This window comes from Mycobacterium helveticum (assembly GCF_007714205.1).
In the GTDB taxonomy this organism is placed as follows: Bacteria; Actinomycetota; Actinomycetes; order Mycobacteriales; family Mycobacteriaceae; genus Mycobacterium; species Mycobacterium helveticum.
This window is the reverse complement of sequence record NZ_VMQU01000077.1, coordinates 1-16,158: the sequence shown is the minus strand read 5'-3', so window position 1 is coordinate 16,158 and position 16,158 is coordinate 1. Positions and strand designations below refer to the sequence as shown.

The window sequence follows — 16,158 nt, the reverse complement described above, 5'->3', positions numbered from 1 at the left end:
ACTTTGGGCCGTCCCACGGCGTGGCCGGGCCCTCTTGTCGGCCCCCATCGCTACGGTGCGGTCATGCAGTCGCTGATGTATCCGTCGATCGATCTGGACAGCACCTTCGAAGTGCTCGACGCAGACACCTGGCGCCGCGGCATGGCGTATGCGCGCGAGGGGCGCGTGCTGCGCTGCCTGTGGGACCCCGACGCCGAAAAGCTTTTCGGCACCGTCCGCGGCAACAAAGGTCGCACCTACCTGACCACCGCGGAACTCATGCCCGTCGACACCGACACGTACGCGTTCGACGGCGGGGACTGCAGCTGCCCGATGGAAGAGGACTGCAAGCATGTCGCGGCGGTCGTCATCGCCGCCGCCGGGCCCACGGTGCTGCGGCCCGCCCATGCGCCAGCCCCGCAGGCCCCCCCGGCATGGCGCCGATCGCTCGACGCGCTGCTTCCCCCGGTCCCGACCAACGACCACACCAAGACACCACTGGCGGTTGAACTGACGCTCTCGATGAACGGGTCATCGCCGATGCTCGACGCGCGGCTGGTGCGGCCCGGAAAGCGCGGCGGCTGGGTGGCCGGCGACCTGAATTGGGCCAGGCTGCCCGCGCTGCGCCACAACTATCCCGACGCCCAGGTTCGGGTGCTGCAGGAGCTCTATTCCACCTACCGGGCGTCGAGCTCGACTTCGGCTGGCTACTACAGCTATTCGTACGGTGGTTACGGGTACGACGACGGGAAGACGATCTCGCTGCGGCGATTCGGATCCCCGCAGCTCTGGTCGCTGCTCGACGAGGCGCGCCGGGTCGGGGTGCGGCTGCTGCAGGCCCGACCGCTGCGGGAGGTGCCGCCCCACGCCGAGGGGCAGCTGTGTCTGGACGTGACCGCCAACGACGCCGGCGATCTGAGGGTCGCGCCCGCGCTTCGGGTCGACGGCGCGACGGCACGGCCCCTGGCGTTCATCGGGTCCTCGGGTCACGGCGCCGTCTACGACGACGGCGGATTGCGGCTGGCCCGCCTGGACAAACCGGCGCCAGAGGCGTTGCAGCGCATGGCCCTCGGTGACCAGCCGCTGGTCATCCCCGCCGGCGAGGCGCCGCGCTTCGCCGCGGACTACTACCCCAGGCTGCGCCGCATCGCGGCCATCACCTCCTCCGACGAGTCCTTCACGCCGCCCACGATCGTCGGTCCGACGCTGGTCCTGCATGCCGACTACCAGGACGACCATCGGCTCGAGCTGACCTGGGAATGGGCATACCGGTTGGCCGACAACGATATTCGCGTTCCGGTCGATGCGCATCGGCTCGATGATTACCGCGACCTGCCGGCCGAGAGCGCGCTCGCCTTGAGCATCGACGCGCCGTTGGAGCAGGTGGGCCTCCGCAGCGCCGACGGCACGCTCACCGCAACGTCGCTGTCCGGGCTGGACACCCTGCGGTTCGCCACCGAAATCCAACCGCTGCTCGGCGAGCTTCCCGACGTCACCCTCGAGGTGCTCGGCAACCCGGTGGACTATCGCGAGGCCGGCGGCTCCCTGGTCATCGCGGTGACGACGGACGCGGTCCCCGACGAGACGGACTGGTTCGACCTGGGCGTCACGATCAGCATCGAGGGCAACCAGGTTCCGTTCGTCAGCGTGTTCACCGCGATCGCATCCGGGCAATCGCACCTGCTGCTGCCCGACGGCGCCTACTTCGCCCTCGACAAGCCGGAACTGGTCAAGCTGCGCCGGCTCATCGAGGAAGCCCGTGCGCTCACCGACGCCGAGGACGGGCCGCCCCGCATCAGCCGATTCCAGGTCGGGCTGTTCGATGAGCTGGCCGAACTGGGCGTCGTCACCCGGCAGGCCGAAGAGTGGCGCCGCCAGGTCGACGGGCTGCGCGCCCTGAGGGGCCTGGAACCGGCGCCGGTGCCGGTGCCGCGCACCCTGGGCGCCGAGCTGAGGCCCTACCAGGCCGACGGGTTTTCCTGGCTGTCGACGCTGTACACCCACGGCCTCGGCGGGATCCTGGCCGACGACATGGGCCTGGGCAAGACCATCCAGACGCTGGCGCTGATCTGCCATGCCCGCCAACAGAATCCGGGTATGGCACCGTTCCTGGTGGTCGCACCGGCCAGTGTGGTGGCCAACTGGGCCGCCGAGGCCGCGCGGTTTGCGCCCGAGCTGTCGGTCGTGGCGCTCTACGACACGCTGCGCCGCGCCGGCGCCGACCTTGACGAGCTGGCGGCGGGCGCCGACATCGTCGTCACCTCCTACACGCTGTTTCGGCTCGACTTCGACTCCCACGCCGACCGCACCTGGTCCGGGCTGATCCTCGATGAGGCCCAGTACGTCAAGAACCATCACTCCAAGACTTACCAGTGCGCCCGCAAGCTGGCCACACCGTTCAAGCTGGCCATCACGGGCACCCCGATGGAGAACAACCTCATGGAGCTGTGGTCGCTGCTGTCGATCACCGCACCCGGGCTGTTCCCCAGCCCGGCCAAGTTCGCCGACTTCTACGCCAAGCCCATCGAAAAGAGCGGCGACGCCGAGCTTTTGGCCCTGTTCCGGCGCCGCATCAAACCGTTGGTCAAGCGCCGCACCAAAGAGCTCGTGGCCGCCGAACTGCCGCCCAAGCAGGAGCAGGTCCTCGACATCGAGCTGCCGCCGCGGCACCGCGCGCTCTACAACAAACGACTCACCCGCGAGCGGCAGAAGGTCCTCGGCCTGCTCGATGACATGCAACGCAACCGGTTTACGATCCTGAAGTCGCTGACCGTGCTGCGGCAGATGGCGCTGCATCCCGGTCTCGTCGACCCCGCCCACGACGCGCTGGCCTGCGCCAAGATCGACGCGCTCGCCGAGCACCTGCGCGACGTCGTCGACGGCGGCCACCGCGCGCTGGTGTTCAGTCAGTTCACCCGCTTCCTGGGCCGGGTCCGCGAGCGCCTCACTGCCGAGGGCATCGACTACTGCTACCTGGACGGGCGCACCCGCAACCGTGCCGCCGCGATACAGCGGTTCAAGGAGGGCAGCGCACCGGTGTTTCTGATCAGCCTCAAGGCCGGCGGATTCGGGCTCAACCTCACCGAGGCCGACTACTGCTTCCTGCTCGACCCGTGGTGGAACCCGGCCACCGAGGCCCAGGCCGTCGACCGCACCCACCGCATCGGCCAGACCCGAAACGTCATGGTGTACCGGCTCATTGCTCGCGACACCATCGAGGACAAGGTCGTGGCCCTCAACGCCCGCAAGGCCAAGCTGTTTACCAGCGTCATCGACGACGGCAACGCGTTCGGCTCCGCGGTCACCGCCGACGACATCCGGGGACTGCTCACCTGAGCGGACCACCATTGCGGTTGTTACGGCCGACGGGCGGCGGGTTCGGCTACACGGCGTTTGTGGTCGACGCCTACGCCGGGCTGATACCGGCTGGGAGTGCTCGGTGCGCAGAGCTCGCCCGCTCGGCGGGTTGCGCCGCCATCGGCCGGCGTGGACCGGCAAAATTGGTCTCGTGGCAGAGTTGTTGATTGCGGTCAACCCGGACGCCGACTCCCGGCTGCCGTTCCTGTTGCGGGTTCCGCAGCCCGGCACTGACCTGCTGTTTCGGACGTCGGGGACCTGGCCGCGCGTCAAGGCGCTGTACTGCCACCCGGTCGACCTCGAGGAGTGGCCGGCCGATGTGGTGATCGTCGAACGCGTGCCGTTGCGGTCGTGCCACCGACGCGGAGCGGCGATCGACCTGGTTCTCGACCGGGCCCGGGAGAACCGTTCCCAACTCGTGTTCACCCAGGCCCGCGGTCATGACGCGGTGTTTTGGCAGTCGGCACGCACACGTAAGCAGGCGCGACCGAACGTGCGCACCCCGACCGCGCGCGCCCACGGCATCGAGGACCTGCAGATCATCGTCGACGCACACGAAAGGTACGCCTACCGATTCCCCGCCCAACAGGTAACGACCGTCAAACGCGCCCTGCCGTGCGGCGACTACGGGATCATCATCGACGGCCAACTGGTCGCCGCAGTGGAGCGCAAATCCCTGGCCGACCTGGTGGCCAGCCTCACCGGCGGCAAGCTGCGCTACCAGGTTGCCGACCTCGCCGCCCTCCCCCGCGCGGCCGTCGTCGTGGAAGACCGCTACTCTCAGCTGTTCAAGCTCGATCGCGTCCGGCCCGCCGTCGTGGCCGACGGGCTGGCCGAACTCCAGGTCCGTTGGCCCAGTGTGCCGGTGCTGTTCTGCGAGACACGCCAACTCGCCGAGGAATGGGCCTACCGGTTCCTCGCCGCCGCCCACGACTGGGCGCTCACCGAACACGCTGCCCTGCAGCGCATCTCACCAAACAGGGTCGATCTTACTGAGCTCGACCGGGCACCCGCGGGGCCGAAACCGAGCACCGCCGAGGTCCGCGCCTGGGCCCGCACCGTCGACCTCCAAGTTCCCGACCGCGGTCGACTCCGACCCGAGATCTGGCAAGCCTGGCACGACGCCAACCACCCCGACTGACCGCAGAATCGCAACCGAGGAACTACTCGGTGCTTCACACCCGCGTCGTGTAACCGGCCTACGGCCGCGGCGGCAACACCGAAAGCCAGCCATCCGGAAGCAGTTCCAACAGCTGCCCATCCGGATCCCGGATCATGGCCGACCGCTCGGTCACCGTCGCGTCGACGACCGATCCCCCGAACTCCGCAACCTTGGCCAATACGCGAGGCAGATCAGACACCGAAAACGAGATATGCGTCAGCCCCACCTGGTCCATGACGCGCTCCGCCCCGGCGTGCACTTGACGCTTCGAATAGTCGATCAGTTCCAACACCAGCCCGTCGCGCACCAGATACGTCGCGTGCACGCCGAGCGGCTCGGGAAGCTGCACCAACTGAGCGGTGCGGTCGTCGGGCGGAGCGATTTCCCACCAGAATTCAAACCCCAGCAGGCCCTCGTAGAACCGCCGCGACCGCTCACCATCGGCGACGCACAACCCGACGTGGTTGAAGACCGTTCGGTGACCGGTCATTTCGCCTTCCCTATCGCGTCTTGCTCCTGCTTCGAGGTCACACACGCAATAATGCACAACAGCTTATTCAGGAAGGCCTCCCGATGGTCACACGCCCAGACATCAGCCCGGACGCGGTCGTCGACTTCGACCATCACTCCGACACATTCAACCTCGATGAGCTGGCCGTCAACGCCGACCTCCGACGTCGCTGCCCCGTCGCCTGGAACACCAACTACGGCGGGTTCTGGTACCTCAGCAGCTACGACGCGGTCAGCCGGGCCGCCCGCGACGGCGACACCTTCGCCCACAAATACGAGCCCGACGCCGAAGACGGCATCAGCTATCAGGGTGAGATGGGCGTCCCGCGCCCCGAAGGCCATCCGGCCCTGGGCATCGGCGAGGTCGACGGCCCCTACCACCAGGCGCTGCGGCGCGCCCTGGCCCCGTTCCTGTCCCCCGGGGCCGTCCAGAAACTCAAGCCGTTTATGGAAGGGATGGCACACGAGTTCCTCGACCAGCACATCACCCAAGGACGCATGGACCTCGTGCTGGACTACGCCAGCCCAGTGCCGGCCATCCTCACGATGAAGCTGATGGGCCTGCCGTACGACAACTGGCACCTCTACGCCAACCTGTTCCACTCCGTCATGGCCGTGCCGCAGGACACCCCCGAGTACGCGAGCGCCCTCGCCGCGGCCCCCGCCCTGATGCAAGGTGTGCTCGACTTCGCGGCCACCCGAAAGGCCAAACCGACCGACGACCTGACCAGCTTCCTCCTCCAGTTCGAGTTCGAGGGCCAACGCCTCACCGACGAACAGCTGCTGGGCATCATCTGGAACCTCGTCGCCGGCGGCGTCGACACCACCACCTCCCAGACCGCCCTGACGCTGCTCCACCTGGGCACGCACCGGGAACTCAGGCAACAGCTCATCGATCACCCCGAGCTCTACCGCAGCGCCACCGACGAATTCCTGCGTTACTTCTCGGTCAACCAAACCCTGAGCCGTACGGTGACCCGCGACGTCGAAATCGGCGGCCGGCGCCTCCGCAGGAACGACCGCGTCGTCATCAGCTGGCTGTCGGCCAACCACGACGAGAAAGAGTTCTACCGGCCCGACGAGATCGCACTCGACCGAATGCCCAACCGTCACTTGGCTTTTGGGATCGGTCCGCACCGCTGCATCGGCTCACACCTGGCGCGGCTGGCCGCCGAGGTGATGGTCAAGGCGGTGCTCGACCGCATCCCCGACTACCGGGTCGACGAGAGCGGCGTCCGGCAATACCTGGGCAACCCGAGCATGACCGGGCTGGCCACGTTGCCGGTCAGCTTCACACCGAAGCGAGACTAGACGGCAGACATCGAGTCCCGCCGCACCATCCCCATCGCCCTTGGTCGACCCCCGGTCCCACTTGTCGACGTCGGTCGCGTCGGTATGGGTGTCGCTCATGCTCTGACTCCTCGTTGAGCTGGCGCCGATGGTGCGGGCAGTTTCACGCCGTCACGGCCGTCAGACCGGGGGGCGCGCTGTCGATCTGCTCGAAGATCCGCGAGAACTCGAACGCCGATCCCGCCGCCGTCGGTGGCATCCACCGACCCGAGGGTGCCGGTGAGGTCGCGGGGCAATTCCCCCCTCGACAGTTCGCCGATCTGGTTCTGCTGCACGAAAGTGGTCGTCGTTGATTCCGATCAGCGGCTGCCCGACTGCTTGATCGCGGAGATGGCTGCCGTCGCAGGCGAGGACGCGCGGCTTTAAGCGATGGAGAGCAACGCGTAGGTGACCGCCCACAAACCACGCGGTGTGCGTTATACAAATCGCGCAATGTGCGTTACTCTCGGCCGGTGGCGCAACTCACGTTCCAGCGCGCCCGCACGGAGGAAGAGAAGCGTCAACGTGCGGAGGCCCTCGTGGAGGCCGCGCGCTCGCTGGCAATGGAAACGGGCGTCGCGTCGGTGACCCTGACCGCGGTCGCCGCCCGCGCCGGAATTCACTACTCGGCGATGCGCCGCTACTTCACCTCGCACAAGGAAGTCTTGCTGCATCTGTCCGCCGAAGGCTGGGTGCGCTGGTCGACAACCGTGTCGAAGAAGTTGGCCGAGCCCGGTGTGAAGTCGCCCTCGCGCATCGCCGAGACGCTGGCCGAAGCCCTGGCCGAGGATCCGTTGTTCTGCGACCTGCTGGCCAACCTGCACCTGCATCTGGAACACGAGGTGGCCCCCGAGCGGGTCATCGCGGTCAGGCGGATCAGCACCGCGGCCACCCTCTCGCTGGCCGATGCGATCGGGAGCGCGCTGCCCGAACTCGGGCGGTCGGGTTCGCTCGACATCCTGTTGGCGGCGTACTCGCTGGCGGCCACGCTCTGGCAAGTCGCGAACCCACCCGAGCACCTGACCGGCGTCTACGCCGAAGAGCCGGAAGTGGTTCCGCCCGAGTGGAATCTGGACTTCGCGTCCGCGCTGACCCGCCTGCTGACTGCCACGTGCGTCGGCCTCATCGCGGAATCGGCATGAACTCGCAAAGGAGGGCGGAGCGCTGCGGCTTGGCGAACTGCAACGGTGCGCGGGCGAGGGAAGGCCGCCGAAGGGGGACTGCGGTGGCCGACGCGATCAAGAAACTGCGGGCCATCGCTAAGGTGTTATATGGGCTAAGTAATGTTTCGCCCGTGATGAAGGACTTGAAGCGCCCATGACGACGACTGAGGCACGGACCGAGGCGCGCGACAAGCAGGGCTCCGCCGGCAGCGAGGGCAACACGGCCGGCCCGCAGCGCGCTACCAAAAAGGGCCTTCTGGGGCGTTTCTGGATGGTTCTCACGATCGCAGCTGTCGTCTCGCTCTCAGGATTCGTGGTGTACCGGTTGCACGGCGTCTTTGGCGTTCACCGCGGCTCGTTCGGTGGCGGCACGTCGGGCGAGGTCCTCGACCAGTTCAACGCCAAGACGATCACCCTCGAGGTCTGGGGCCCACCGGGCAGCACGGCGACCATCAACTACCTCGACGAAAACACCCATCCGCAGCAGGCCCTGAACGTGCCCTTGCCCTGGAGCAAAGTATTGAGTTCAACGAAGCCCGGTATCCCGGCGAACCTGGTGGCGCAAGGAGACGGCAGCTGGATCGCCTGCCGATTCGTCGTGAACAACCACGACGGGCGCGGTGACGTCATCAAGGCTCCGAACCAGTCTCCCCCCGACGAAACAGTCAATGCCTTCGTCTACTGCCTGGACAAGTCCGCATGAGCGCGCCGGGCGAAGCTCCGCCGCGCGTCGATCAGCCGCTGATCCCGCCGTTCCTGCCGCGGATGATCCATCGGCTTGCTCTGCCGATCGTCCTGATCTGGCTGGGCATCGTCGTCGTCACCAACACCGTGGCCCCGCAGCTGGAGGTCGTCGCCAAAAACCACTCGGTGTCGATGAGTCCGACTGCCGCGGCATCCTTTCAGTCGATGATGAAGGTCGGATCGACGTTCAAAGAGTTCAACTCCGACAACTCGGCCATGATCCTGCTGGAGGGCGACAAGCCACTCGGGGCCGAAGCGCACCGCTACTACGACGAGATCGTCAGGCGCGCCGAGCAAGACAAGAAACACGTTCAGCACGTGCAGGATTTCTGGAGTGATCCGCTGACGGCGGCGGGTTCCCAGAGCCACGATCAAAAGGCCGCGTACGTCCAGGTTTACCTCGCCGGCAACATGGGCGGCGAGCTGGCGAACGAGTCCGCCCTGGCCCTCCGCAAGATCGTGGACTCGGTGCCCGCGCCGCCGGGAATCAAGGCGTACGTCACCGGCGCGGGTCCGCTGTTCGCCGATCAGTCCCATGCGGGCGAGAAGGGCGTCGCGGTCGTCACTCTTATCACCTTTTTGGTGATCGTAATGATGCTGCTGGTCGTCTACCGCTCGGTCACCACCATGCTGATCATGCTGGCGATGGTGTTCATCGAGTTGGCAGCGGCCCGCGGTGTCGTCGCGACGCTCGGTAACTACGGCGTCATGGGGCTTTCCACATTCGCCAACAACCTGCTGGTGCTGATGGCGATCGCCGCCGGAACGGATTACGCGATCTTCGTGGTCGGCCGCTACCACGAGGCGCGCGGTCTCGGCGAGACCCGCGAAGAAGCGTTCTACACCATGTTCCACAGCACGGCGCATGTCGTGCTGGGATCGGGCCTGACCATCGCCAGCGCGATGTATTGCCTGAGCTTCTGCCGGCTGCCGTACTTCCAGTCGCTGGGGGCGCCTTGTGCGGTCGGCATGCTGGTCGCGGTGTTGGCGGCTTTGACGTTGGGACCGGCGGTCCTGACGGTGGCATCGTTCTTCAAGCTGCTCGACCCGAAGCGCAAGCTGCAGACCCGGGGCTGGCGTCGCATCGGCACCGCGGTCGTCCGCTGGCCCGCACCGGTTCTCGCGGTGACCGTCGGGGTCGCATTGGTTGGTCTGCTCGCCCTGCCCGGCTACAAGACGGACTACGACAACCGCCACTTCCTGCCGGCTGACACCCCGGCCAATGTCGGTTATGCCGCCGCGGACCGGCACTTCGACCAGGCTCGGCTCAATCCCGAGCTGTTGATGATCGAGACCGATCACGACTTGCGTAACCCGGCCGATTTCCTGGTCCTGGACAAGGTCGCCAAGGCGGTCTTCCACATTCCCGGCATCGGCCGGGTGCAGACCATCACCCGGCCGTTGGGCACGCCGCTCGACCACAGCACCCTCGGTTTTCAGATGAGTGCGCAAGCCGCAGGGCGGATCCAGACCCAGCACTATCAGGAAGAGCAGGCGGCAAACCTGCTCAAGCAGGCGGACGAGCTGCGCAAGACGATGGCAACGCTGCATGAGCAGATGCAGGTGACCCAGGACCTCAGCAACACCACGCACGATACCGCCATTCTCACCAGAGAAACCGTGAAGATCACCGAAGCGTTGCGCGACGACATCGCCAGCTTCGACGACTTCTTCCGGCCGATCCGCAGCTACTTCTACTGGGAAAGGCACTGCTACGACGTTCCGGCCTGCTGGGCACTACGGTCGATCTTCAACGCGCTCGACGGCATCGACCAGGTGACCGAGAACATCGAGAACTTGAGCGCGAATCTCGACAAGCTGGATCGGATCCAGCCCAAGCTGGTGGCGCTGATACCGCCGCAGATCGAGAGTCAGCAGCGCAACCTCGACACCATCATGTCGAACTACGCGACCACGATGGGTCTTGACGAACAGGCGAAAGCGCAGTCCGACAACGCCACCGCCGAAGGCGATGCCTTCGACAAATCGAAGAATGACGACACGTTCTACCTTCCGCCGGAGGCGTTCAAGAGCCCGGATTTCGCACGCGGTCTCAAACAGTTCATCTCGCCGAATGGTCACGCCGTCCGGTTGATCATCTCCCATGAAGGCGACCCGGCGACTCCTCAAGGCATCAGCCACATCGAACCGATCAAGCAGGCCGTGCACGAGGCGATCAAGGGCACGCCCTGGGAGGGCGCCAAGGTCTACCTCGGCGGTACCGCCGCGACGTACAAGGACATGCACGACGGTTCCAACATCGACCTGATGATCGCCGGAATTGCTGCGACCACACTGATTTTCATCATCATGCTGGTGATCACCCGAAGCGCCGTGGCGGCCTTCGTGATCGTCGGTACGGTGTTGCTGTCACTGGGCGCCTCATTCGGACTCTCCGTGCTCCTATGGCAGTACATCCTGGGCTTGAAGTTGCACTGGATGGTGCTGGCGATGGCGATCATCCTGCTGCTGGCCGTCGGCTCGGACTACAACCTGCTGTTGATATCGCGGTTCAAGGAGGAAATCCACGCCGGGCTCAAAACGGGGACGATCCGCGCGGTGGCCGGTTCGGGCTCGGTGGTGACCACCGCAGGTCTGGTGTTCGCCGCGACCATGGCCACGTTCATGTTCAGCCCGCTGCTGGTGATGGCCCAGGTGGGTACGACGATCGCGCTGGGTTTGTTGTTCGACACCTTGATCGTGCGGTCGTTCATGACGCCGTCGCTGGCCACCTTGCTCGGGCGCTGGTTCTGGTGGCCGCAGCACGTGCGCCCACGGCCGGCCAGCACGATGCTGCGACCGTACGGAACGCGTCCCGCCGTGCGCGATTTGCTGCTCAAGAACGTCGAGGAGCATCCGGCAGGCGGATTGGTACAGCCGCGCTGATCTGACGCCCCTCACATCACCGTTCGGCCCACCTCGACCGAATCGCAACCTCCACCTCGCTTTCGGACCTGGCCCGCACCGCTGCGTCGGCTCACACTTGGCGCGGCGGGCCGCCACGGTGATGGTGATGGCACGTTGTCGCTACAAAACGGGCACATCGGCACATCCCCCAGATTCTGTGACTGCTGGGAATGCGCCTCAAAGCAGCTGTGCCACAGCATCTTTTGCCACATTCGCCGTTCATCGGAGCGGGTCGTCGGCCACCGGGATCTCGCCGGCCTTGGCCGCGGCCTTGAGCTGATGGAAGTCGGCGAGCGTCTTCTCGGCGTAGGAGTACGACCACTCCAGGACCGCCGCGCTCACCGCCTCACCGTTGCCGACGTAGCCGCGCAGCATCGAGGCGTTGACACTCTGTGCGTGAGCGCGCGCCAATGACAACGCGCACGCCCCGGCGTACTGGCGGAAGACGTTCGGCGACATGCCGTCGGTCGCCACGCTGCCCTTCATGTCCTGGAACTGCCGGACGTAATAGTCGCGGCCGTCGAAGCGCACGGTTCCCAGAAAGACGTCGGACATCGCCTGCAGGATGCGTTGCCCGTCGACGACCCGAAGTCCGTGTCCGAGCGCCATTTCGGCGGCGGCCAGAGGCTCTGGCTGCCGGCGGTGTCCGTACTCCTCGAGCACCGACCTGGTGGCCTCTTTGACCTGAAGGATGAGGGGAGCGCCGTCGGGGCCGGTGAGGATCAGCAGGTAGCAGCGGGTGCCCACGCTGCCCACCCCGACCACACGCCGGGCGATGTCGGTCAGCTGAAAGTGCGACAGCAGCACCGCCACGTCGGCCGGCACGCTGGTGAGGTACTCGGCGAAGGCGTCGGCCAGAACGGTTTCGTCGGGGAAGGCCAGGTGTTCCAGGATGGGCGGGTTCTCCCTGAGCCGCAGCCGGCCGTCGGGTCCGGGCTTCATGATGCGGGCGAACACCCGAGCCGACGTCTTCCGGCGCGCGGTGCGCGCGGTCTCGGCGATCGTGTCCGCGAAGCCTGTGGAGACCCGCTTGGCGTAGCGCTGCGGCTCCAGTCGGAGGTAGTACCGGCCCAGCACGTCCATTTCGAGCATGGCGTCGAGCCCATCGCGGTACTGGCGCACCGCTTCGGCGGCGATCCCGCGGATCGTCTTCTCGGGATAGCCGGCGTGGCGTCCGCCCACGATCGCGCTGGTGATCAGGCGTTTGAGGTCCCACTCCGCGGGCGCGACCGCCGCCTCGTCAAAGTCGTTGAGGTCGAACACAAGGCTGCGCTGCGGGGCGGCGTAGACGCCGAAATTCGACAGGTGCGCGTCACCGCCGCACATCACCTCCACGCCGCTGGATGGGCCGGCGGCCAGGTCGGCGGCCATCACCGCAGCCGACCCGCGATAGAACGAGAACTGGTCCATCAGCATGCGGGCAAAGCGCAGCGGGACAAGCTCGGGCACTCGGTCGCGGTTCTGCTCGACGAGGATCTCCGTCGCGCCGCGACTCGCCGGCACCAACTGGGCCAGGCTCCGTCGGGGTGCCACGTCGTGCTGGGCGCGCCCCCGGGCACGGTCTTTCTCGACATCTTCGAAATCGATCAGCCGCTCCCGAAGCGGCCTGCTCACATCCGGCATCAGCGCAGGTTATCTCCGTGGCCCGAAGACGCGCTTGACCGGCGGTCACATGTAGTCCATGTTCAGGTGCATGAGCATCGACAACGACCCCGTCACGACGCTGGCCGACCTCAAGGGCGACCTGGCCGGCCGGCACAAGTGGACCCCGAGCAGCGGGGCCTCGGTGGATTCCGGGCCGGTGGACGCCGACATGGCGGCCCTCGACCGCGACGGCTATGTCATCTGGGAGAACCTGCTCAGCGCAGACGAGTGTCAGCAGATTCGCGACGTCGTCGCCCCCTGGCTGGGAGCCACCGGACGCAATTCCTTCGAGGGACGGCGCACTCAGCGCATCTACAGCGTGCTGAGCAGGACGCGCGTGTGCGACCGGCTCGCCGATCACCCGCGGGTGCTGGCGGTGCTCGACCGCCTCCTGATGCCCAACTACCTCCTTTCGGCGTTGCAGGTCATCAACATTCAGCCGGGCGAGTCGGCGCAGCTGGCCCACCACGACGACGGGTTCTATCCGATTCCGCGGCCGCGGGACCCACTGGCCGCCGCGACCATCTGGGCGATCGACGACTTCACCGCCGACAACGGCGCCACCGTTTTGTATCCCGGCAGCCACCGCTGGGGCAGGCGCCCGCCCGGGCCGGACGACCCCGTACTGCCCGTCGTGATGCCGGCCGGATCCTGCGTCTTCTTCGTCGGAACTCTTTGGCACGGCGGCGGCGCGAACACGACCGACCGCGCGCGCCTGGCCGTCACGGCCCAGTACTGCCAACCGTGGCTACGGCCGATGGAGGCCTTCACCCTCTCGATCCCGCGCGAGATGGCGCGGACGGTCTCCGACGACATCCAACGCATGATCGGCTACAGCATCCACCCGCCGTTCGTCGGCGCGGTCGACGGCCTGCACCCGCTGCGCCTACTGGATGAAAACCAATGAGCGACATGACGACCCGCTTCGCCGACATCGTCGGGGCGCACAACCTACTGATCGGTGACGCCATCCCCGACGACTACTCGCACGACGAGGAGCTGACGCATCCTCCGCAGAAGCCGGCCTACCTGGCCAAGCCGTCGAGCGCAGAGGAGGTCGCGCGGCTCCTCGAGACCGCCGCGGCCAACAAGGTTCCCGTGACGGCCCGCGGGTCGGGCACCGGCCTGTCGGGCGCGGCGATCCCCCGCGCCGACGGGCTGTTGATCTCGTTCGAGCGGATGAACAAGGTCCTCGAGGTCGACACGGTCAACCAGGTCGCCGTCGTGCAACCGGGGGTGACGCTGACCGAGTTGGACGCCGCGACCGCCGATTGCGGGCTGCGCTACATGGTCCACCCGGGCGAGCTGTCCTCCAGCGTCGGCGGGAACGTCGGCACCAACGCCGGCGGGATGAACGCGGTCAAGTACGGGATCGCCCGCCACAACGTGGTCGGCCTGCAGGCGGTGCTGCCGACCGGCGAGATCATCCGCACCGGCGGCAAAATCGCCAAGGTGTCCACCGGCTACGACCTCACGCAGTTGATCGTCGGCTCCGAAGGCACCCTGGCGCTGGCCACCGAGGTGATCGTCAAGCTGCACCCGCGGCTCGACCACAGCGCCACCGTGCTGGCCCCGTTCGCCGACTTCGACCAGGTCATGGCGGCGGTGCCCATAGTCGTGGCCAGCGGGCTGGGACCCTACATCCTGGAATACATCGACAACATGACGATGGCCGCGCTCGTGCACACCCAGAACCTCGAACTCGGCATCCCCGACAGCGTCCGCGACAGCTGCCAGGCGTACCTGGTGGTCGGGCTCGAGAGCCGGACGGCCGACCGGCTCGACGAGGACGTCGAGCGGGCCGGCGAGCTGCTGGCCGAGCTCGGCGCCGCCGACGCGTATGTGCTCGAAGGCGCCTCGGCGCGCAAGCTCATCGAGGCCCGCGAGAAGGCGTTCTGGACGGCCAAGGCGATGGGCGCCGACGACATCATCGACACCGTGGTGCCGCGCGGCGCGATGCCGAAGTTCCTTGCCGGCGCTCGGGACCTGGCGGGGGCCGCGGGCGGCGGTGCGGTCGGCTGCGGGCACGCCGGCGACGGCAACGTGCACCTGGCGATCTTCTGCAAGGAGCCGGCCGCGCGCAAGAAGCTGATGACCGATATCTTCGCGCTCGCAATGGAACTGGGCGGTGCCATCTCCGGCGAACACGGCCTCGGGCGCGCCAAGACCCCGTACTTCCTCGAACTCGAAGACCCGGTCAACGTGGACCTCATGCGCCGCATCAAGCAGAGCTTCGACCCGGCGGGCATCCTCAACCCCGACGTGCTGTTCGGTTAACCCCTTGCGTCACAACGTCTCCGGGTGTGCCGATCTGCCCGAAAAAGCGCTTCTCCCGGGCCGGGGACGCAGGTGGCCACTGTGACTGAGCAGGCCCCAATCACATACCGAAGTGCGCACGCCGCACCGCCGCAACCGCTTCCGACGGCCCGCTCACGTCCACCCGCGCCGCGGCTTGGCGCCCGAAGAGACACAGCAGCAGTTCTCCTGGCGCCCCGCCGAGGCGAGCCGTCGGCGAGCCCGTCCGCACCGTGACCCGCTCGCCACCGGCCGGCCACACCACTTCGAGCCCGCAATCGCCAAGCCTCCTGCTGAGAAACCCGCCACCTCGACACACGTTGCGCCACAAAGCGGTGTCCATCCCGGGCGCCAGAACACGCGGCGCGAGCCCGTTCGCCCGGCGTACGTCCTCGTGATGGACGAAGAACTCGTTGAGATTGGCCATCGCACGCACCCATCCGATGCGGAAGAATCCGACGGGTGGGCCGGACCGGGTCCGCGCGACCAGCGTCGCGAAGTCCTGACGTGCGGCCAGCGCCGACCGGCGCCGCTCGGCGAACCGCGCAAACGCACCGGGCAGTACCAGGCACGGTCCGGCGATGACGTCGTGTTCCCGCAGCACCAAATGCGCGGCCAGGTCCCGAGCGGTCCAGCCCTCGATCAGGGTGGGCGCGGACGGGCCGAGTTCGTCGAATAGGTCGCACAGCTCAACCCGCTCCCCCACGTCCAGCGGAACACCAGCCATGACCCCAGAGTCTATGGGCCCGGGCAAGCAATTGACCCGCGGGCGACGGCATGCCAGCACAGTGGGTTGTGCAACCCACTGCTGTCGCCGGCGACATCCCCGCCGAGGCGATCGAGGCGGCGTCGGCCGCAGAGGGTTAGCCCGGGTCAGCCCACGAATTCCGAAATCTCGCGCAGCAGCGCCGCTTTGCCCTTGGCTCCGGTGATGCGTTTAACCGGTTGCCCGTCTTTGAACAGGATCATCGTGGGGATGGACACCACCTGGAACTGGGTGGCGGTCTGGGGGTTGGCGTCCACGTCGAGCTTGGCGACCGTCAGCTGCTCGGGGTGTTCGGCCGCGAT

General features: G+C 67.0%; 12 protein-coding genes. 8 read left to right on the top strand and 4 right to left on the bottom strand.

The window, feature by feature from the left end; translation table 11 throughout:
• Nucleotides 1-63 precede the first annotated feature (63 nt).
• Together FPZ47_RS17425 and FPZ47_RS17420 are read left to right on the top strand one after the other, a co-directional pair.
• Nucleotides 64-3,315 (top strand): DEAD/DEAH box helicase, encoded by a 3,252-nt coding sequence (locus FPZ47_RS17425; RefSeq protein WP_144953182.1) that lies wholly within the window; start codon nt 64-66, stop codon nt 3,313-3,315.
• A gap of 172 nt (nt 3,316-3,487) precedes the next feature.
• Complete coding sequence (locus tag FPZ47_RS17420) at nt 3,488-4,477, top strand: ERCC4 domain-containing protein (RefSeq protein WP_144953184.1); 990 nt, start codon at nt 3,488-3,490, stop codon at nt 4,475-4,477.
• Between the two features lie 58 nt (nt 4,478-4,535).
• Here the strand turns inward: FPZ47_RS17420 and FPZ47_RS17415 are convergent, their stop codons facing one another.
• The gene (locus FPZ47_RS17415; protein WP_144953187.1) at nt 4,536-4,988 is read right to left on the bottom strand and encodes a VOC family protein; all 453 of its coding nucleotides are present in this window, start codon (nt 4,986-4,988) and stop codon (nt 4,536-4,538) included.
• 83 nt (nt 4,989-5,071) lie between these two features.
• Between FPZ47_RS17415 and FPZ47_RS17410 the strand changes: the two genes are divergently transcribed.
• The 4 genes from FPZ47_RS17410 (at nt 5,072) to FPZ47_RS17395 (ending at nt 11,130) form a co-directional block, all read left to right on the top strand.
• On the top strand, nt 5,072-6,319 hold the full coding sequence (locus tag FPZ47_RS17410) for a cytochrome P450 (RefSeq protein ID WP_144953190.1): 1,248 nt from the start codon (nt 5,072-5,074) through the stop codon (nt 6,317-6,319).
• A 473-nt stretch (nt 6,320-6,792) separates the two neighbouring features.
• Nucleotides 6,793-7,479, top strand: coding sequence for a TetR/AcrR family transcriptional regulator (locus FPZ47_RS17405; RefSeq protein ID WP_144953193.1), 687 nt, complete (start codon nt 6,793-6,795; stop codon nt 7,477-7,479).
• 175 nt (nt 7,480-7,654) lie between these two features.
• Nucleotides 7,655-8,203: an MmpS family transport accessory protein gene (locus FPZ47_RS17400; protein ID WP_144953196.1), complete on the top strand. Its 549-nt coding sequence runs from the start codon at nt 7,655-7,657 to the stop codon at nt 8,201-8,203.
• Nucleotides 8,200-11,130: an MMPL/RND family transporter gene (locus tag FPZ47_RS17395; protein WP_144953199.1), complete on the top strand. Its 2,931-nt coding sequence runs from the start codon at nt 8,200-8,202 to the stop codon at nt 11,128-11,130. Before FPZ47_RS17400 ends, FPZ47_RS17395 begins: the two co-directional genes overlap by 4 nt.
• Before the next feature lie 240 nt (nt 11,131-11,370).
• On the opposite strand, the gene FPZ47_RS17390 is transcribed toward FPZ47_RS17395, so the two are convergent.
• A complete protein-coding gene (locus FPZ47_RS17390) occupies nt 11,371-12,774 on the bottom strand; it encodes a DUF2252 domain-containing protein (protein ID WP_144953201.1) in 1,404 nt (467 codons plus the stop codon).
• Between the two features lie 70 nt (nt 12,775-12,844).
• On the opposite strand from FPZ47_RS17390, the gene FPZ47_RS17385 reads away from it, so the two are divergent.
• Both FPZ47_RS17385 and FPZ47_RS17380 read left to right on the top strand, forming a co-directional pair.
• Nucleotides 12,845-13,702, top strand: a complete 858-nt coding sequence (locus tag FPZ47_RS17385) for a phytanoyl-CoA dioxygenase family protein (RefSeq protein ID WP_144953204.1) — start codon at nt 12,845-12,847, stop codon at nt 13,700-13,702.
• A complete protein-coding gene (locus tag FPZ47_RS17380) occupies nt 13,699-15,072 on the top strand; it encodes an FAD-binding oxidoreductase (RefSeq protein ID WP_144953207.1) in 1,374 nt (457 codons plus the stop codon). Before FPZ47_RS17385 ends, FPZ47_RS17380 begins: the two co-directional genes overlap by 4 nt.
• Before the next feature lie 100 nt (nt 15,073-15,172).
• Here the strand turns inward: FPZ47_RS17380 and FPZ47_RS17375 are convergent, their stop codons facing one another.
• Together FPZ47_RS17375 and FPZ47_RS17370 are read right to left on the bottom strand one after the other, a co-directional pair.
• On the bottom strand, nt 15,173-15,817 hold the full coding sequence (locus tag FPZ47_RS17375; protein WP_144953210.1) for a TIGR03085 family metal-binding protein: 645 nt from the start codon (nt 15,815-15,817) through the stop codon (nt 15,173-15,175).
• 146 nt (nt 15,818-15,963) lie between these two features.
• Nucleotides 15,964-16,158, bottom strand: a 195-nt coding sequence (locus FPZ47_RS17370) for a thioredoxin family protein (protein WP_246133462.1), incomplete at its 5' end; no start/stop codon positions are given.